The organism is Microvirga antarctica (genome assembly GCF_017921815.1).
GTDB lineage: Bacteria > Pseudomonadota > Alphaproteobacteria > Rhizobiales > Beijerinckiaceae > Microvirga > Microvirga antarctica.
The window spans coordinates 1,386,735-1,405,353 of record NZ_JAGEMM010000001.1 but is presented as its reverse complement, the minus strand read 5'-3'; the positions used below and the strand labels follow the sequence as shown (position 1 = coordinate 1,405,353).

The following is an 18,619-nucleotide window of genomic DNA, read 5'->3' as shown; positions in this document are numbered from 1 at the left end:
ATGGGAGTCCTCAGGCCTTGCCGGCCATGTAATCGGGCAACCAGGATTCGTGCGCGGTCTTCAGCGCCGAAACCGATATGGTCTGTTCGCCCGGCAGAATCAACGATGCGCCGCCGGTCACGCCGAGAAGCGCTGCCGGTACGCCGATGGCGGCGGCCTCGTAGAGAAGGTCGGTCGCGGCCTCCTGGCTGACGGCCAGCACATAGCGCGCCTGATCCTCGCCGAACAGAAAGGCGTGGGACGCCAGCCCGTCGATTTCGCCGGTGATCGACGCCCCGATGCCGCCCGCCATGGCCATTTCGGCGAGCGTCAGCGCCAGGCCGCCGTCGGCGCAGTCATGGACCGTGTCGACCTGGCCGGAGCGGATCAGCTGTCGCACGAAATCCCCGTTGCGGCGCTCGGCTGCGAGATCGACCGGCGGAGGTGCGCCCTCTTCGCGGCCGCAGATCTCGGCGAGGTAGATCGATTGCCCGAGCCAGCCTTCGGTGTTCCCGATGAGGATGACCGCGTCGCCCTCGCGCTTGAAGGCGATCGAGGCGTGGACGGTGACGTCGTCGAGCAGGCCAACCCCGCCGATGGCCGGCGTCGGGAGAATGCCCTGACCATTGGTTTCATTATAGAGCGACACATTGCCGGACACGACCGGGAAATCCAGCGCCCGGCACGCCTCGGCGATGCCCTTCAGGCAGCCGACGAACTGTCCCATCACCTCGGGCCGCTCGGGGCTTCCGAAATTCAGGTTGTCGGTGATGGCCAAAGGTGTTCCGCCCACCGCCGTGATGTTGCGCCACGCTTCGGCCACGGCCTGCTTGCCACCCGCAACCGGGTCGGCCTCGCAATAGCGGGGCGTGACGTCGGTGGTGAGCGCGAGGCCCTTGGGGCCGTTCTCGACCCGCACGACGGCGGCGTCACCGCCCGGCATCTGGACCGTGTTGCCGAGGATCAGGTGATCGTATTGCTCCCACACCCAGCGCTTGGAACACTGGTCGGGTGATCCCACAAGCCGGATCAACGCCTCCGCATCGGAAATCGGCGCCACGACGCTGTCCGGCGCGATGACCGGCCGGGGAGGCGTCGGCACATGCGGCCGGTCGTAGAGCGGAGCCTGGTCGCCCAGTTCCTTGATCGGCAGATCCGCCATCAGCGCGCCCTGGTGCTTGACCACGAAACGCAGGGTGTCGGTGGTGCGCCCGATCACCGCGAAGTCGAGACCCCATTTGACGAAGATCGCCTCGGCCTCGGCTTCCATCCCGGGCTTGAGCACCATGAGCATGCGCTCCTGGCTTTCCGACAGCATCATCTCGTAGGCGGTCATGCCCTCTTCGCGGCACGGGACCTTGTCGAGGTCGAGCTCGATGCCGAGATTGCCCTTCGCGCCCATTTCGACCGCCGAACTCGTCAGACCGGCGGCGCCCATGTCCTGGATGGCGATCACCGCGCCGGATTTCATGAGTTCGAGGCAGGCCTCCAGCAGCAGCTTTTCGGCGAAGGGATCGCCGACCTGCACCGTCGGGCGCTTCTCATCGGAGGCGTCATCGAATTCCGCAGACGCCATGGTGGCGCCGTGAATGCCGTCGCGTCCCGTCTTCGAGCCCAGATAGACGATCGGATTGCCGATGCCTGTCGCTGCCGCATAGAAGATCTCGTCCGTCCGGGCGAGGCCCACCGCCATGGCGTTGACGAGGATGTTGCCGTTATAGCGGGGATGAAAGCCGACGCTGCCGCCCACCGTGGGCACGCCGAACGAATTGCCGTAGCCGCCGATTCCCGCCACTACCCCCGACACCAGATGGCCGGTCTTGGGATGATCCGGCTCGCCGAAGCGCAGGAAGTTGAGCGCTGCGATGGGCCGCGCGCCCATGGTGAACACGTCCCGCAGAATGCCGCCGACGCCGGTCGTCGCACCCTGATACGGTTCGATGAAGGAGGGGTGGTTGTGGCTCTCCATCTTGAAGATGCACGCAAGCCCGTCGCCGATGTCGATGACGCCCGCATTCTCGCCCGGCCCCTGGATCACCCAAGGGGCGCTCGTGGGCAGGCCGCGCAGGTGCAGGCGCGAGGACTTGTACGAGCAATGCTCGTTCCACATGGCCGACACGATGCCGAGTTCGGTGATCGTCGGCGTGCGGCCGATGAGATCGACGAAACGCTTGTACTCGTCAGGCGTCAGCCCGTGCTCCTTGACCAGCTGCGGGGTGATGGCGACGTCGTTGCGGATCATCGGGCTCTCGCGGTTTACGTTTGGGGTCCGGGGGCGGCCAGGCCGTTCCCGGGACAATCATGCGGATCGGTCAGGCGGCGCGGGCGACGCTCGAGACGAGGCTTTCGAACAGGCCGCGTCCATCGGTGCCGCCGACCAGCGTTTCGATGAGGTTTTCCGGATGGGGCATCATGCCGAGCACATTCAGCTTCTCGGAATAGATCCCGGCAATCGCATTCATCGAGCCGTTGCGGTTGGCGTCCGCCGTCACTGCGCCGGTGGCGTCGCAGTAGCGGAAGGCGACGCGACCGTCCCCTTCGAGGCGGCGCAGCGTCTCCGCATCGGCGGTGTAATTGCCTTCCCCATGGGCCAAGCACACATCGATCGCCTGACCCTGCGCGTAGCGCTTGGTGAAGGCCGTGTCGTTGCGCTCGACGCGCAGGAACTGCCGATGGCAGATGAACTTCAGGTTGGCGTTGCGCATGAGAATGCCCGGCAGCAGGCCGGATTCGCACAGGATCTGAAAGCCGTTGCAGATCCCCAGCACCAGGCCGCCGCGGGCCGCATGCTCCCGGACCGCATCCATGACGCTCGCCCGTCCGGCGATCGCGCCGCAGCGCAGGTAATCCCCATAGGAGAAACCGCCCGGCAGCACCACGAGATCGGTGCCGGACGGCAACGCGGTCTCCGCATGCCAGACCTTTTCGACCTGTGAGCCCGCCTGAGACAGGGCGCGCAGGACGTCCCCTTCGCGATTGGAGCCAGGAAAGACGATGACGGCGGATTTCATGGCGACCTCACGCGATCTCGACGTGGAAATTCTCGATCACCGTGTTGGCCAAGAGCTTCTCGCAGGCCGCCTTCAGCGCCAGCTCGGCCTCGGCCTTGTCAGTGGTCCCGAGTTCGATGTCGAAGACCTTGCCCTGCCGGACGCCTGCGATCCCCGCGACGCCGAGCGATTTCAACGCCCCCTCGATGGCCTTGCCCTGGGGGTCGAGAACGCCGTTCTTGAGGGTCACGGTGACACGGGCTTTCATGGGGTCCTCGGGCTCTGGAATGTTCGCCAACGCCTTAACGGGATTGGTTCCAAGACACAACGTGTCATGCACCCAATTCGCGCACGGCCACCTGCCTCACGGTCGACAGCACGGCGGCCTCGTCATCGCCAATCACCAGGACCACCCGCAGAGACGCACCCGACCGGCGGCCCAGAGCCGCGCCGAAGGCCGGGCGCGTGCCGTCGGAGCGGGAGAGGCTGATGGCGAAGCCTTTTGCCTCGCTTGCGGTGATCGGGGACGAGGAGACGAGTGTGCGGATCTTGCGGTCTCGCGGGGTGCCCGACGTGAGAGCGCGGGCGAGACGTGCCGGATCGCGGAGAATCGCTTCCGAGATATCGGCGTCCTTGTCGCTGAGGTCGATCACGCTGACCACAAGACCCGGGCGGCATTCCGGCGGCGCGCAGAAGGCCAGCGCCTGCGGCTCGGCGCGGCCCTCCGCCAGCCATTTGCGCAGGGGCAGGGCCTCCCAGGGCGCGCCGGGCGGTACGCCCTCGACCGCGCGGGGAATGTAGCCGCATGCCGCGAGGGCGAGGAGCACCAGACCAAACGACAATGCCCGGCGAAAAGCCGGGCATTGGATCGCAAAGCGGGGACGCGGAGCGCTCACTGCACGAGGCGTGGGCCGCCCATCGCGGGCTTCTCGTTTTCGGACATGATCCCGAGGCGGCGAGCCACTTCGGTATAGGCCTCGACGAGGCCACCCATGTCGCGGCGGAACCGGTCCTTGTCGAGCTTGTCCTTGGACTTGATGTCCCACAGACGGCACGAATCCGGAGAGATTTCGTCGGCCACGACGATGCGCATCATGTCGCCCTCATAGAGACGGCCGGTCTCCATCTTGAAGTCGACGAGACGGATGCCGACGCCGAGGAAGATGCCCGACAGGAAGTCGTTGACGCGGATCGCCAGCGCCATGATGTCGTCGATCTCCTGCGGCGTTGCCCAGCCGAAGGCGGTGATGTGCTCTTCCGACACCATGGGGTCGTTGAGCGCGTCGTTCTTGTAATAGAATTCGATGATCGAGCGGGGAAGCTGCGTGCCTTCGTCGATCCCGAGACGGGTCGAAAGGGAGCCGGCCGCCACGTTGCGCACCACCACTTCGAGCGGAATGATCTCGACTTCGCGAATCAACTGCTCGCGCATGTTGAGGCGGCGGATGAAGTGGGTCGGGACGCCGATATCGTTCAGATTCTGGAAAATATACTCAGAAATCCGATTGTTGAGCACGCCCTTGCCGTCGATGATCTCATGCTTCTTGGCATTGAAGGCGGTCGCGTCATCCTTGAAATGCTGGATGAGCGTTCCGGGCTCGGGACCTTCATAGAGGACCTTCGCCTTGCCCTCATAAATGCGGCGGCGACGATTCATAGGCGTATACCGTGGTTTGAGGAAATCCATTGCCGTGGCTCCTGGAGGTAAGGGGATCCGCAGCTGGCGCGGGGTCGATGAGGATCGCCCCGGCTCGCGCGCAACCTATCCGATCCCACCCTCGAGCACAACGCGGCAACGCCGATACGCCCCTCGGATCGGCCCGATCCGGCCGCAGAGGGCCATTTTCCGGCGCCTCTGCCTCTGGTGGTTGCCCGGTTGCGCCTTTATATCGCGGTATTGAAACTCTGAAAGGAAATGCTGATGGCCGGTTTCGACGAGCGGAAGAATGCCTTCGAGAACAAGTTCGCCCACGATGAGGAACTTCGGTTCAAGGCCACGGCTCGCCGGAACAAGCTGTTCGGCCTGTGGGTCGCGGAGCAACTGGGCAAGACCGGCGCCGAGGCTGATGCCTACGCCAAGAGCGTCGTGCTGGCCGATTTCGAGGAAGCCGGCGACGCCGATGTCCTGCGCAAGGTCCAGGCCGACCTGACAGCGGCCGGCAAGCCGGTCGATCCCACTGAACTGGCGGCAGCTCTCAATGCGCGCCTGCAGCAGGCGGTCGACGAGATCCAGGCCGGTCGCTGAGCCTTCCGCCCGGCCGTCTGTGATCGGCCGGGCCCCTCGCCTTCATCAGAAAGCTCCCGATGGCCACGTCCCTGCCGATGGTAATTTCCCGCAATGCCGGCCAGCCTGCTTTGGCGGCTTGGTGCGGACTGCCCGATCCGAGCGTCTCGGCGCTGCTCGCCCGCGAGGATTTCGACGCCGTCGTCCTCGACATGCAGCACAGCGCTGTCGATTTCGCGGCTGCCGCGCGCGCGATCCCGCTGATCGCGGCCGCAGGCAAGCCTGCCATGGTGCGGATCCCGGTGGGGGACTTCGCCACCGCCTCCCGCCTTCTCGATGCGGGCGCCAGCGGCATCATCGCCCCGATGGTAAACAGCGTTGCGGATGCTATCGCGTTTGCGCAGTTCACCAAATACCCGCCTCTCGGCGAGCGGAGTTGGGGACCGCATGGGGCTCTGGCCGCCATGGGACTCGCAGCCGACGCCTACTTCCGCAGCGCAAATGACATCACGGTCGCGCTCGCGATGATCGAGACCCGCGAGGCGCTTGCGGTCATTGACGACATTCTGGCGGTGCCGGGGATCGACGGGGTCTTCATCGGACCGACAGACCTGTCGATCGGCCTCTCGGGCGGCCTTTCGATGGACCCCACGAGCGCCGCCGTCGAAAGCGCCCTCGATCATGCCGCCGCGCGCGCCAAGGCCGCCGGGAAGGTGGCGGGGATCTTTGCGGCCTCCGGCGCCCGCGCCGCGCAACTCCACGGGCGAGGCTTCCATCTGATTTCTGTCGGCAGCGACGCCATTCTGCTGAAAGCCGGCGCGCAGGCAGCCCTCCAGAGCGCGCGGTCTCGCGTCTAGGCCGGATAGGGCAAGCCGAACGACTGCGTGAGGAACAGGCCCGCCTGACGCAGCGCCTCGCCGTCGATCCCATGGCCCATTCCGGCCGAGAGATGCCACTGGCAGGCGATCTCGGCGGAGGCCAGAGCCTCCTTGGAATAGAAGAACATCTCGACCGGCAAGACTTCGTCGCTGTCGCCATGGGTGAGAAAAATCGGCGGCCGTGTAGCCGTCCCGGTGGTCAGGCTTTCGGGGCCCTTGCCGTGCTCCATCACCAGCAATCCCGAAAATCCGACGATCGCCGCCACCTGAGACCGGCGACGCAGGCCCACATGCAGCGCCATCATGGCGCCCTGGCTGAATCCCACCAGCGCCAGATGGCTCGCATCGAGGCCGTGTCGCAGCAGTTCGGCGTCCAAGAAGGAATCGAGGGCCGGCGCCGCATAGGTGACCCCGCGCCAGAATTCCGCCGGATCGCGGAGCGTCAGGGGAAACCATTGCCGCCCCATCGGCGCCCCCTCGCAGGGGTCTGGCGCATGGGGCGCGACGAAAGCCGCATCGGGGAGCCAGTCTCGCCATTCCTGCCCCAGCGCGATCAGGTCGTCGCCATCGGCGCCGAGACCGTGGAGAAACACCACCAATTGTTTTGTGCGGCCGGATTTCGGCGCGAGGCGAGGGCCGTCAATGCGGGGCATGGTGCGATCCTGAAGGGTTGTCGTCCACCTCGCGCGAAGGGCACCCGGGCGTCAAGTCGTCCGCTGGCAAGCTCTTGAGAAGCGGCGCGGTTTCACCGAGGGTGGCGGTCGCGTGCGTTCCGTTTCTCTCATCGCAAGGCCACCGTGACGATCCCCGTCTTCCGTTTTGCTCCCAGCCCGAACGGGCGCCTCCACGTTGGGCATGCCTATTCGGCGCTCCTCAACGCCGACTTCGCCATGCGATGGGATGGGCGGCTGCTGTTGCGGATCGAGGATATCGATCTTGCCCGGTGCCGGCCGGAATTTGTCGCTGCGATCACGGACGATCTGTCCTGGCTCGGGCTGCGATGGGAGCAGCCTGTCAGACGCCAATCGCACCATGGAGACGACTATCAGGCCGCGTTCTCGGTGCTGCGGTCGCAAGACCTGCTTTATCCGTGCTTTTGCTCCCGGAAGGCCTTGGCCGCAGACGTCGCGCGGGGGGCGGCGGCGACCGGCTGCCGGCCGCCACGGGATCCTGACGGGGCTGCGCGCTATCCAGGCACCTGCAGCCGCCTTTCGGCCACCGAGGTGTCAGCGCGATTGGCAAGCGGAGAACCCCATGCCTGGAGGCTCCGCATGAAGGCCGCCTTGGCACGGGTGCCGATTGGCCTGGAATTCCATGCGTTCGATTGCGACGGGGCAACAACCGCGCATGGCGTCGACCCGCAGGCGTGGGGCGATGCGATCGTGGTGCGTCGCGATATTCCGACGAGCTACCATCTGTCCGTCGTGGTCGATGACGCCCTCCAGGGCATCACCCATGTGGTCCGGGGACAGGATCTGGAGGCCGCGACCGATCTTCACGTGGTGCTGCAGACGGTCCTTGGCCTGCCCACGCCATGTTATCACCACCACGCACTCATCCGTGACGGCGGCGGCGAGAAACTCGCCAAGAGCCGGATGTCGGAGACCCTGATGGCCCTGCGGCAGCAAGGCGTGACGGCCGCTGACATTCGGCGGCGCCTCGGCTTTGCGTGACCGCCCGGTTGCGGGTCAGCTCTTCGAGCCAGCCACCAGAACCGGCGCCTGACGATAGGCGTCCTTGAACATCATTTTGAGATTGTCGATCTTCGGCAGGTCGTTGATCACGATGTAGGGGTAGCTGGGATTCCGGGTCAGAAAGTCCTGGTGGTAATCCTCGGCGGGGTAGAACGCCTTCAGGGGTTCGATCTTGGTGGCGATGGTCTTGGGGTAGACCTTGGCCTTGTTGAGCTGGTCGATATAGGCGCCTGCCACCCGGGCCTGGTCAGCGTCGGTCGGGAAGACCGCCGACCGGTACTGCGTGCCGGTGTCTGGGCCTTGCCGATTGAGCTCCGTCGGATCGTGCGCGACCGAGAAATAGATCTGAAGGATCCGCCCATAGGTGATCTGCTGCGGATCGAAGGTGATCTTGACCGCTTCCGCGTGCCCGGTGCGCCCCGATCCAATGGTTTCGTACTTGGCCGTCTCCGCCGAACCGCCCGAATAACCCGAGACGGCACTGGTAACCCCTTTGACGTGCTGGAACACGCCCTGCACCCCCCAGAAGCACCCACCGGCGAGAATGGCCGTCTCGGTCTTGCCCTGCGGCGGCTGGTCGATGGCGGGTGCCGGGATGACGAATGCGCTCTCGACGGCGAAAGCGGGCGACGACGGGGCGCTGACAAGAGCCGGAGCCAGGACCGTGACGGCCAGTAACCCGGGTGCGGCGGCCCGCAGGATGCCAACGAGTTTGAGAATGTGGTGGGTGCGAAACATGGACTTGCCCTTTGCCCTGCATTGGCGACCTGTCAGGTCGCACACATCAAGATCGGGCCCATCATAGCCCCGGACAGGCCTAGGTCCTGTCACATGATCGCTAGTGAGCCCACGAGGAATAGCCTGTCCTTCCGGCAAACAGGCGGCTGTTTTGCTTTGCTCAACGCCAAGGGCTAAGGTCGTCGCACGAGACAGGAATCCTTGTCTCGGGCAGGCGGTCGGGCGACGGGCTCCCCGACCCGGCAAGCATGGCCGATCCCGGCCGAGGCGAGTGACTGAACACGATGAGCGCTCCGCTCCCCCTCCCACGCGATCACAGGGCGACCTACCGAAAATCCTGCGGGATCTGTGCCGATTGCAATGTCCGTCACATGGCGATCTGCGATGCGCTCGAAGACCAGAATGTTGACCGCCTCGAGCGAATCATGACCGCCCGCAGCCTGCAGGCCAACGAGATCCTGGTGGAGGAGGGCGATCCGCGCCAGAAGGTGTTCAGTCTGGCCTCCGGCATGCTGCGGCTCTACAGCGACCTCCCGGACGGAAGACGCCAGATCGCGGGCTTTCTGCTCCCCGGCGACTATCTGGGACTTGCCGATGACGACACCTATTCCCAGACGGCCGAGGCGGTCATCCCCTCGACCCTCTGTGCGTTCCCCATCCGCGACATGGACGCTCTGATGGAAGAGTTTCCGCGGCTGAAGGATCGCCTTCACGTCATGACCCGCACCGCCCTGAAACAGGCCCGCAACAGCCAGATGGTTCTGGGCCGATTGGCTCCTGTCGAGAAGGTGGCGAGCTTTCTTCTCATGCTGTCGGCGCGCCTTGAAGAACATGGCCAGTCAACCGATCCCCTCCCGCTGGTCATGACCCGCACGGACATCGCCGACTATCTCGGCCTGACCATCGAGACGGTGAGCCGGTCGTTCACGAAGCTGAGGATGCAGGGCCTGATCCGGCTTCCCGATTCCCATCTGGTGGAAATCGTCAATCGGCGGGCGCTGATCGCTGTTGCGGGGCTCGATCTTCCGGCCTGAGCAGAGGGCCGAAACCGTCGGCCGGCTCCAGTTTCCCGTCACGCAGGCGATAGGCACGATCCACGGCCCCTTCCGGAAGGCCCGCATGGGTGGAGAGAAGAATCGTCCTGCCGCGTGTCGCCCTTGCAAGGTCGCTGAGGAATTCAGCTTCGGTCTCCCGGTCGAGGCCGGCCGTCGGTTCGTCAAACGCGAGAACCGGGGCTTCCGACAGGAGGGTACGGGCGAGGCAGAGCCTGCGGGCCTGGCCAGCTGACAACGTCCGGCCGGTTTCACCCACCAACGCATCGAGGCCTTCTGCAGTGCCGCGAACGAAATCCGCGAGCCTGGCGGCATCGAGGGCATGCCAGAGGTCGGCGTCTGTCGCCTCGGCGCGACCGATCAGGAGGTTTTCGCGGATGGTGCCCAAAAAGACAGGCGTGTCCTGACTGAGAAGCGCCACGCGCCGGTGGAGATCGCGCTGCGCGACGGCGCGAATATCCGTGTGCGCCACCGAAACACTGCCGCCTTGGGGATCCTGAAGCCGCAGCAGCAGCGCCAGCAGGGTTGATTTGCCGCTGCCGCTCGGACCCAGGATCGCGACGCGTCCGCCCGCCGGCACCGTGAGATCGAGACCCCGCAGGACGGGCCGGGCTGAGTCGTGTCCGAAGGTGACGTTCGAAAACGTCACGGTGCTGCCGTCCGGCAACGGGACAGGCCGGACCGGATCAGCGATAGGCGGGCGGCCGATGGCAATGGCCTTGAGGCGCTCGGCTGCCGCCATGGACGCTCCAAGTTTGGCGATGCTGCGGACGATGGCCGCCGTCGCCTCGAAGCTCGCGATGACGCCGAGGAGCAGGCCCACGAGAACCGGGCCGCTGAGGACTCCATCGCGCAGCGCGCCGATGCCGAACGCGGTCACGCCCAGCAGGGAAACCCCGGCAAGCCCCTGGACCGCACCCGCGGCCCATGCGCCGGCCGAACCCACCTGGCGCCGGGCCAGCGCCAGTCGGTCGGTCGCCGATGCGAAGGCCGCCCTGGCGGCTGCTGTTTGCCCGAAGGCGATGAGATCGCTGTGGCCGTCGATGCCGTCGATCACAGCCATCCGCGTCTCGGCTGAGGCGGACACCGCCTCGCGGCCCCGTTGCCGGGTGACGCCCACGAGCACAGTCGGGACAATCAGGATCGCGGCCAGCAGGGCCAGCCCGTAAATCAGGCCCGCGCCGGGGATCAGGCTGAACAGGAGGACCGCCATGGCGGATCCGAGGGCCAGGGCGGTGACGACAGGACCGATGGCCACCAGGAAAACAGTGTCGAGACTGTCGACGTCGGCCGTCAGGCGGCTGACCAGATCCCCGTGGCGCAAGTCCCGTGCAGCGTAGGGCACGCGGGGGAACAGGGATGCGAAGAGCCACCCCCGGAGATCGGCGAGAAGCCGCAATGTGGTGTCGTGGCCGACGAGCTTTTCGCCGTAGCGGGACAGGATCCGGACCAACGACAGACCGCGGATGAGCGAGGAGGGTCCGAACAGGTTGAAGCTCACCGCCGCCGTGCTGAGCGCGGCAGCGGTGAGGAACCAGCCGGAGACGCCGAGGAGGGCGATGCCGGCAGCGAGCGTCAGCATCGTCAGCAGCAGCGTCCAGGCCATGCGGCCCGCATGCCGGCGAAACAGCGGGCGGAAATACCAGAGGGCCGTCATGCCACGCCCTCCCGGTTCCGTTGCGGGCCGGCCCATCGTGGATGCGCGGCCGGCAGGACGCGGCCGCCGGCGATCCGGTAGGTCCGGTCGAGCCGTGCGGCGATGGCAGCAGAATGCGTGGCCACCACCAGCGTCCGGCCGACCGCGAAGGCCAGCAGCGCGTCGATCACCCGCTCTTCCGTTGCGGTATCCAGATGGGCGGTGGGTTCGTCGAGCAGAATCAGCCCCGGGTCCCGCAGAAAGATCCGCGCGAGCGCAACGCGATGCGCTTCTCCGCCCGAGAGGCCGACCCCGCCTTCGCCGATGGGCGTATCGAGCCCTTCCGGCAGGGTACAGGCAAATTCCATCACGGTGGCGCGCTCGGCGGCGATGCGGATATCCGGATCGCTCGCCCCTGACCGCCCGAGCCGGATATTGTCAGCGATGGTGCCGTGGAACAGGCGCGGGCGCTGGCCAAGAAAGGCGACGCGGGACCGCAGGTCCGCCTCCGCCAGATCCTCGAGCAATTCCCCGCCGATCAGGATCTTTCCATCGAACGCCCGCAACCGCGCCATCGCCTCAAGCAGAGTCGACTTTCCAATGCCGCTCTGTCCGAGAAGCGCGATATGCGTGCCCGGCTGGATCGCCAGAGTGACGTCGTCCAGGACGAGGTGCTTTCGGTCCGGCGTGTACACCGTAAGCCCTTCAAGGGCGACACTGACTGCAAGCGCGGATGAGGCTGGGGCAGGCTCGGGCAGTGCCCCCTCGATTGTGCTCTCGGCGAGATCCGGCAACGCGCCAAATTGCTGCGCCATCTCCGCAACAGCAGCCTTCGCTGCGGCGCGGTCATGATAATGGGCTGCGAGCTGACGGAGCGGTTGATAGACCTCCGGAGCCATGAGCAGGCAGAACAGCCCCGCCTGCAGCGTGAGGGGAGAGCCGCGCAGATCCACGAAGCCGAGATAGGTCAGGCCGACATAGAGCGCCACGCCCGCCACGCCCAGCGCCGCGAAGAATTCGAGGACCGCCGAGGACAGGAACGCGATCTTCAGCACGCCCAGGGTGCGCTTGCGCAAGGACTCGCTGGCCAGCACCACGGTCTGGGTTTCGCTGTCGGCACGGTCGAACAGTTTGAGCGTGACAATCCCGCGCAGACGGTCGGCGAAGAGCCCCGACAATCGCGTGAACGCGTCCGCCTGCGCCCGTGTCGCAGCCTCCGCCCCCCAGCCGACAAGCGCCATGAAAAGCGGGATGAGCGGCGCTGTGACGAGGAATAGAAGGCCCACCACCACATCGACCGGCAGGATGGCTGCCGCAAAGGCGAGCGGCAGAATGGTGGCCTGCACCATCGCGGGCAGGTAGCGCGCGAAGAAACCGTCGAGCGCCTCGGTCTGATCGACGATCACGGCGGACAGCGCGCCGGACGATCGCGCAGAAGTCCAATCCGGTCGATGATCCAGCAGGGCGCCATAGAGCATCCCGCGCAAGCTGCGCTTGATTCGTTCCGCAGCTCCGATGCCGGCACGCTCGGCAGCGATCCCCAGCCCGATCCGCGTGATCATGAGAACCGCAATCGTCAGCAGCATGGTGGTGACCGCGGGAAGATCGGCCCCTTCGACGACGACCCTGTGGAGAAGCGACGCGAGGCAGAAAGCCTGGCCGACCAGCAGCACGCCGGAGAGGAGGGGCAGGGCGATTGCGACCATGAGGGCGCTGCCGCCACGCCGCCGCTGCGCCATCAGCCAGCGTCCCTCGTTAGGGGGAGTCTCGCCCTCCGCCGGCTCCGTCCGCTGGATCAGCATGTCCGTCCTGGTTGCACGGCGTCGCCGAAGCGCGCCGTCGATCTCATATCAGCCTTGTCCCACATCCCTATCCCACCTGTCCTGACGGGCATTGATCGTAATCAATGCCGCCTCTCGGGCTGCAGCGTAACCGTCAACGGGTCCGGCGGTTGGCCGGTGTCAGAGCAGGTTAGACAGGCATGATCGATTATACCGTTGTCGACTTGTCGCGGCTGCAATTCGCCGCGACAGCGATGTACCATTTCCTCTTCGTGCCGCTGACGCTCGGTCTGTCCCTGCTCATGGCGATCATGGAAAGCGTCTACGTCATGACCGGTCGCGAGATCTGGCGGCGGATGACTTTGTTCTGGGGCACGTTGTTCGGCATCAACTTCGCGATGGGCGTGGCCACCGGCATCGTGATGGAATTCCAGTTCGGCATGAACTGGAGCTATTACAGCCATTATGTGGGCGATGTCTTTGGCGCGCCTCTGGCCATTGAAGGCCTCATGGCGTTCTTCCTCGAGGCGACCTTCATCGGCCTGTTCTTCTTCGGCTGGGACCGGTTGTCGAAGGTCTCCCACCTCGCCGTCACCTGGCTCGTTGCGCTCGGCGCGAACTTCTCGGCCCTGTGGATCCTGATCGCCAACGGCTGGATGCAAAACCCCGTCGGGTCGACCTTCAACCCGGACACGATGCGGATGGAGGTTACCGACTTCATGGCGGTGCTCTTCAACCCGGTCGCACAGGCGAAATTCGTCCATACCGTCAGCGCCGGCTACACCACGGGCGCCATGTTTGTCATGGCGATCAGCGCCTTCTACCTGTTGCGGGGACGCCATGTGGCGCTGGCGAAACGGTCGATGGCGGTGGCAGCCAGCTTCGGATTGGCCGCTGCCCTGTCGGTGGTCGTGCTGGGCGACGAGAGCGGCTATGTGGCGACGGAACATCAGAAGATGAAGATCGCCGCCATCGAGGCCATGTGGGAGACGGAACCTGCGCCCGCCGGCCTGACGCTGTTTGCGCTGCCCGGACGCGATGGCAACCGGTTCGAGGTCAAGATTCCCTGGGTGCTCGGCCTTGTGACGACCCGCAGCCTGAACACCGAGGTTCCGGGCATCTGGCCTCTCGTCGAACATGCGGAAACCCGCATCCGCAATGGCGTTGTGGCCTCCGGCCAACTCGACGCGATCCGCAAGGATCCCAAGGATGAGGTGGCGCGCGCGGCCTTTGCGAAGTCGTGGCCCGATCTCGGATATGCGCTGCTGCTCAAGCGCTATCGTGATGACGTCCAGGCGGCAACGCCCGAGGATGTGCGCAAGGCGGCGCTCGACACGATCCCGGATGTGGCGTCGCTCTTCTGGAGCTTCCGCATCATGGTCGGCCTCGGCCTTTACATGATCGTCTTCTTCGCAACGGCGTTCTATCTCAGCACGCGTCACAGGCTCGGCGACAACAGGACTCTTCTGAAAATCGCGTTCTGGAGCCTTCCGGTGCCGTGGATCGCCATCGAGGCCGGCTGGCTTGTTGCCGAATATGGGCGCCAGCCCTGGGCCATCGAAGGGGTGCTGCCAACCTTCTACGCGGCCTCCGGCCTGACGCTCACGGATCTCTCCATCAGCCTTGGATTCTTCCTCACGCTCTACACCAGTCTCCTGGTCGTGATGGTGATCTTGATGGTCAAGACCATCAAGACCGGTCCCGACATGGCGGACACGCTCATCGAAGGCGCGGCTGGCGCGCGCCATCTGCCCGAACTTGCCGCCGCCCATCCCGAACGCTGAGCCCGGAAACACGACATCATGAACACGATCCCTCTCGACTACGAGATCCTCCGCCTCATCTGGTGGCTTCTCCTGGGCGTTCTCCTGATCGGCTTCGCGATCATGGACGGCTACGATCTCGGCGTCGGCACGTTGTTGCCGTTCGTCGCCCGGACCGACCCGGAGCGCCGGATTCTCATCAACCTCATCGGCCCGACCTGGGAGGGCAACCAGGTCTGGCTGATCCTCGGCGGCGGCGCGATCTTTGCCGCCTGGCCGGCGCTCTATGCGGTGTCGTTCTCGGGCTTTTACCTCGCCATGATCACGATCCTGCTGGCCCTGATCCTGCGGCCCGTCGGCTTCAAGTTTCGCGGCAAGATCAAGGATGCGCGCTGGCGCGCCACCTGGGACTGGGCGCTCTTCGTCGGCGGTTTCGTCCCCGCGCTGATCTTCGGCGTGGCGGTCGGCAACGTCCTGCTGGGTGTGCCGTTCGGCCTCGATGCCACCATGCGGATATCCTATGCGGGCAACTTCTTCGGTCTGCTGCGTCCGTTTGCCCTTCTGTCGGGCTTGCTGAGCGTCGCGATGCTGGTCTCGCACGGCGCTGCCGTCATCGCAGCGCGCACGGAAGGCGACGTTGCAGAACGGGCGTGGCGCTACGGACGCCAGGCGGCGCTCGCGACCCTCGTCCTTTTTCTCCTCGCAGGACTCTGGGTTGCCGTCGGCCTCGATGGCTATGTGGTGACGAGCGTGCAGAACATGGCCGGCCCGTCCAACCCGCTGGGCAAGACCGTGGCACTTCAGGCCGGTGGCTGGCTTGCCAATTACGGCCTCCATCCGTGGACGATGATCGCGCCCGCGCTGGGAGTGGCCGGTACTCTGCTGGCTTATGTCGGGTTCGGCGCACGTGCGTGGAAGCGGACGCTTCTCGGCACCACGCTGACGATCGTCGGCATCATTTCCACCGTCGGCCTTGCGATCTTCCCGTTCCTGCTGCCGAGCTCCCTCAATCCGGCTGTCAGCCTGACCGTGTGGGACGCCTCGTCGAGCCACCTGACCCTGTTCGTCATGCTCCTTGCGACCGTGATCTTCCTGCCTCTGGTGCTGATCTACACCGCATGGGTGTTTCGCGTCATGCGCGGCACCGTGACGGCCACGTCAATCGGCCGCAACCCCAACGCCTATTGAGAGGAACTGAACGCCATGTGGTATTTCTCCTGGATCCTCGGCCTCGGCCTGGCCTGCACCTTCGCCATTCTCAACGCCATGTGGTTCGAGATGCGCGAGGACCGTCGTCTGGCCCTCGTCAGCACGGACGGGCCTGGGGCCCGTGGCCATGGGCGATGAGGTAGCCCTGCGTTATGCATCCGTGCAGGTTCCGCGCTACACGTCCTATCCGACGGCGGCGGAATTCACCGATGCGGTCACAACGGTCGATCACGCGCGCTGGCTGCGTCATCTCGACGGAGACGAGAGCGTCTCCGTCTACCTCCACGTCCCGTATTGCCGCGACCTCTGCTTTTATTGCGGCTGTCATGCCAAGGTCGCCCGCAGGGCAGACGTCATCGCGGCCTACCGCGAGACGCTTGAGGCCGAGATCGCCCTTGTCGCAGCGCAAGTGACCTCTCCGCTCCGTATTGCCCACCTTCATTGGGGCGGCGGCACGCCCAGCATTCTGGGCGCCGACGGGCTGGCGTCGGTCCTTGCCGCACTCTCGCGCGGCTTTCTGTTCGAGGATGGGTTCGAGCACGCGATCGAGCTTGATCCCCGGCAGGTGGACGCGGCCCTTGCGGCGCGGCTTGTCGCGATGGGAGTCAACCGGGTCAGTCTCGGTGTGCAGGATCTCGATCCACGGGTGCAGGAAGCCATCGGACGAATTCAGCCCGTCGGCGTGGTTGAGGCCGCCATCTCTCATCTGCGCAAGGCCGGCATCGAGAAACTCAATGTGGATCTGATCTTCGGTCTTCCCCATCAGACCAGTGCAACCCTGCGGGAGACATGCGCCGTCGTCGGTGCGCTCGCGCCCGATCGGATCGCCTGTTACGGCTATGCCCATCTGCCACAGCGCAAGGCCAATCAACGCCTCATCGACGACGCCACGTTGCCGGGAGCAGCAGAGCGGTTTGAGCAGGCCGAGACGGTGGCGCGCGCCTTTGCGGCCCAGGGCTACGTGCCCATCGGCATCGATCATTTTGCAAAGCCTGACGATCCGCTCGCCCTGGCGGCCTCGCACGGCAGGCTGCACCGCAACTTTCAGGGCTACACCGATGACGACAGCACGATCCTGCTGGGTTTCGGCGCGTCGTCGATCTCCCGCTTTCCCGACGGCTACGTGCAAAACCTTGCGGATGTGGGAGCCTATCGTCGGCGCATCGAGGAAGGACGGCTTGGCTCCGCGCGCGGCTGCCGGCTGTCGGACGTCGACCGGGCGCGGGCACGGATCATCGAAGCCCTCATGTGCAATTTCGCCGTGGACCTCAACGAGATGGGTGCGGACGACGATTTCGCCGACGAGCTTGCCCTGCTGCGGCCGCTTGCAGCCGACGGTCTTCTGACGATCGACCACAACGTGGTGCGGATGACCGCGTCTGGCAGGCCCGTCGTACGCGTCGCCGCATCGGTCTTCGATGGCTACCGGCCGGATGGAACCGCGGGTTTCAGCCGCGCCGTGTAGGCTCACGCCCGTGATTATACTGCTGCCGGCGCCGTTGGGGTGCGGTGGGAATCAACGCCAGCGCGGGATCGCACCGCAACGGCACATGACTTCTGGAGACAACCATGCCCAAAATGAAAGTGGCGATTTTCGTCGAGCCGGGCCGGATCGTCCTTGATGAAAAGCCCATTCCGGATGTGGGTCCGCTGGACGCGCTCATCCGCATCACAACCACGACCATCTGCGGCACCGACGTTCATATCCTCAAGGGCGAGTATCCGGTCGCGCGCGGCCTCACCATCGGCCACGAACCGGTTGGAATCATCGAGAAGCTTGGATCGGCGGTGCAGGGTTACCGGGAGGGGCAGAGGGTCATTGCAGGCGCGATCACGCCCAGCGGCTACAGCGAGGCCTGCCTCTGCGGCTGTCATTCGCAGGATGGCGCTGGCACGAAGCATGGCTGGAAACCTCTGGGCGGCTGGCGCTTCGGCAACACCATCGACGGCGCGCAGGCGGAATATCTCGTCGTCCCGGACGCGATGACCAATCTCTGTGCCGTGCCGGAGGGGCTGTCCGACGAGCAGGTGCTCATGTGTCCCGACATCTTGTCGACGGGGTTTTCCGGCCCCGAGAGCGGACGCGTCCGGATCGGCGATACGGTTGCGGTCTTCGCCCAGGGTCCCATCGGCCTTTGCGCCACTGCGGGTGCGCGGTTGATGGGGGCAACAAGGATCATTGCAGTCGAGAGCGTTCCGGCCCGGATGGAAATCTCACGGCGGATGGGGGCCGATGAGGTTGTCGACTTCACGAAGGTCGATCCGGTCGAGGAGATCATGCGGCTGACGGACGGGCGCGGGGTGGACGTCGCCGTCGAGGCGCTGGGGCAGCAGCGAACGTTTGAGGCTGCCCTGCGTGTGCTGCGTCCCGGCGGAACCCTCTCGTCGCTCGGCGTCTACTCGGCGGATCTCACGATTCCAGTGAGCGGATTTCTGGCTGGACTGGGCGATCACACCATCCGCACCACGCTATGTCCGGGTGGAAAAGAGCGGATGCGCCGGCTGATGGGCGTGATCGCGTCCGGCCGGGTGGATACGCGGCCGCTCGTGACGCACCGGTTCAAGCTCGATCAGATCGAGGAGGCCTACGATCTGTTCGCCCACCAACGCGACGGCGTCCTGAAGGTGGCCATCACCCCATGACGTCACACGACACACGCCCTCTTCCGCAACGG

General features: G+C 65.5%; 18 protein-coding genes. 9 read left to right on the top strand and 9 right to left on the bottom strand.

All coding sequences use genetic code 11. From position 1 onward, the window contains the following. Window positions 1–10 precede the first annotated feature (10 nt). From purL to purC, 5 genes are all read right to left on the bottom strand, one after another. The gene (gene purL / locus J4G32_RS06815; RefSeq protein WP_210485343.1) at window positions 11–2,221 is read right to left on the bottom strand and encodes a phosphoribosylformylglycinamidine synthase subunit PurL; all 2,211 of its coding nucleotides are present in this window, start codon (window positions 2,219–2,221) and stop codon (window positions 11–13) included. Window positions 2,222–2,291: 70 nt separating this feature from the next. Continuing rightward, the gene (gene purQ / locus J4G32_RS06810; RefSeq protein ID WP_210485342.1) at window positions 2,292–2,990 is read right to left on the bottom strand and encodes a phosphoribosylformylglycinamidine synthase subunit PurQ; all 699 of its coding nucleotides are present in this window, start codon (window positions 2,988–2,990) and stop codon (window positions 2,292–2,294) included. Window positions 2,991–2,997: 7 nt separating this feature from the next. After that, entirely contained in the window at window positions 2,998–3,237 is a 240-nt protein-coding gene (gene purS / locus J4G32_RS06805) for a phosphoribosylformylglycinamidine synthase subunit PurS (RefSeq protein WP_210485341.1), read from the bottom strand. A gap of 64 nt (window positions 3,238–3,301) precedes the next feature. Then, entirely contained in the window at window positions 3,302–3,865 is a 564-nt protein-coding gene (locus J4G32_RS06800) for a hypothetical protein (protein WP_210485340.1), read from the bottom strand. Beyond that, window positions 3,862–4,656, bottom strand: a complete 795-nt coding sequence (purC, locus tag J4G32_RS06795; RefSeq protein WP_210485339.1) for a phosphoribosylaminoimidazolesuccinocarboxamide synthase — start codon at window positions 4,654–4,656, stop codon at window positions 3,862–3,864. The genes J4G32_RS06800 and purC overlap by 4 nt, the downstream gene beginning before the upstream one ends. Window positions 4,657–4,890: 234 nt before the next feature. On the opposite strand from purC, the gene J4G32_RS06790 reads away from it, so the two are divergent. Both J4G32_RS06790 and J4G32_RS06785 read left to right on the top strand, forming a co-directional pair. Further along, on the top strand, window positions 4,891–5,214 hold the full coding sequence (locus J4G32_RS06790) for a DUF1476 domain-containing protein (RefSeq protein ID WP_210485338.1): 324 nt from the start codon (window positions 4,891–4,893) through the stop codon (window positions 5,212–5,214). Window positions 5,215–5,273: 59 nt separating this feature from the next. Further along, window positions 5,274–6,050: an HpcH/HpaI aldolase family protein gene (locus tag J4G32_RS06785; protein ID WP_210485337.1), complete on the top strand. Its 777-nt coding sequence runs from the start codon at window positions 5,274–5,276 to the stop codon at window positions 6,048–6,050. On the opposite strand, the gene J4G32_RS06780 is transcribed toward J4G32_RS06785, so the two are convergent. After that, window positions 6,047–6,724 (bottom strand): alpha/beta hydrolase, encoded by a 678-nt coding sequence (locus tag J4G32_RS06780; RefSeq protein WP_210485336.1) that lies wholly within the window; start codon window positions 6,722–6,724, stop codon window positions 6,047–6,049. The two genes, J4G32_RS06785 and J4G32_RS06780, sit on opposite strands and share 4 nt — an antisense overlap. 144 nt (window positions 6,725–6,868) lie before the next feature. Between J4G32_RS06780 and gluQRS the strand changes: the two genes are divergently transcribed. Next, the gene (gene gluQRS / locus J4G32_RS06775) at window positions 6,869–7,744 is read left to right on the top strand and encodes a tRNA glutamyl-Q(34) synthetase GluQRS (RefSeq protein WP_210485335.1); all 876 of its coding nucleotides are present in this window, start codon (window positions 6,869–6,871) and stop codon (window positions 7,742–7,744) included. A gap of 15 nt (window positions 7,745–7,759) precedes the next feature. Here the strand turns inward: gluQRS and msrA are convergent, their stop codons facing one another. Beyond that, entirely contained in the window at window positions 7,760–8,503 is a 744-nt protein-coding gene (msrA, locus tag J4G32_RS06770; RefSeq protein ID WP_210485334.1) for a peptide-methionine (S)-S-oxide reductase MsrA, read from the bottom strand. Between the two features lie 284 nt (window positions 8,504–8,787). Here msrA and J4G32_RS06765 point away from each other — a divergent pair, with 284 nt between their 5' ends. Beyond that, entirely contained in the window at window positions 8,788–9,537 is a 750-nt protein-coding gene (locus J4G32_RS06765; protein WP_246504786.1) for a helix-turn-helix domain-containing protein, read from the top strand. Here J4G32_RS06765 and cydC read toward each other — a convergent pair. After that, on the bottom strand, window positions 9,488–11,212 hold the full coding sequence (gene cydC, locus J4G32_RS06760; protein ID WP_210485333.1) for a thiol reductant ABC exporter subunit CydC: 1,725 nt from the start codon (window positions 11,210–11,212) through the stop codon (window positions 9,488–9,490). The genes J4G32_RS06765 and cydC overlap by 50 nt on opposite strands. Beyond that, complete coding sequence (cydD, locus tag J4G32_RS06755) at window positions 11,209–12,993, bottom strand: thiol reductant ABC exporter subunit CydD (protein WP_210485332.1); 1,785 nt, start codon at window positions 12,991–12,993, stop codon at window positions 11,209–11,211. The genes cydC and cydD overlap by 4 nt, the downstream gene beginning before the upstream one ends. A 179-nt stretch (window positions 12,994–13,172) precedes the next feature. Between cydD and J4G32_RS06750 the strand changes: the two genes are divergently transcribed. The 5 genes from J4G32_RS06750 to J4G32_RS06730 all read left to right on the top strand — a co-directional run bounded on the left by J4G32_RS06750 (window position 13,173) and on the right by J4G32_RS06730 (window position 18,587). Beyond that, a complete protein-coding gene (locus J4G32_RS06750; RefSeq protein ID WP_210485331.1) occupies window positions 13,173–14,756 on the top strand; it encodes a cytochrome ubiquinol oxidase subunit I in 1,584 nt (527 codons plus the stop codon). Window positions 14,757–14,774: 18 nt separating this feature from the next. Beyond that, entirely contained in the window at window positions 14,775–15,923 is a 1,149-nt protein-coding gene (cydB, locus tag J4G32_RS06745) for a cytochrome d ubiquinol oxidase subunit II (protein WP_210485330.1), read from the top strand. A gap of 15 nt (window positions 15,924–15,938) precedes the next feature. Continuing rightward, on the top strand, window positions 15,939–16,082 hold the full coding sequence (gene cydX, locus J4G32_RS06740; RefSeq protein WP_210485329.1) for a cytochrome bd-I oxidase subunit CydX: 144 nt from the start codon (window positions 15,939–15,941) through the stop codon (window positions 16,080–16,082). After that, window positions 16,072–17,409, top strand: coding sequence for an oxygen-independent coproporphyrinogen III oxidase (gene hemN / locus J4G32_RS06735; protein WP_210485328.1), 1,338 nt, complete (start codon window positions 16,072–16,074; stop codon window positions 17,407–17,409). The genes cydX and hemN overlap by 11 nt, the downstream gene beginning before the upstream one ends. Before the next feature lie 104 nt (window positions 17,410–17,513). Beyond that, a complete protein-coding gene (locus tag J4G32_RS06730; protein ID WP_210485327.1) occupies window positions 17,514–18,587 on the top strand; it encodes an NAD(P)-dependent alcohol dehydrogenase in 1,074 nt (357 codons plus the stop codon). Window positions 18,588–18,619: the final 32 nt, after the last annotated feature.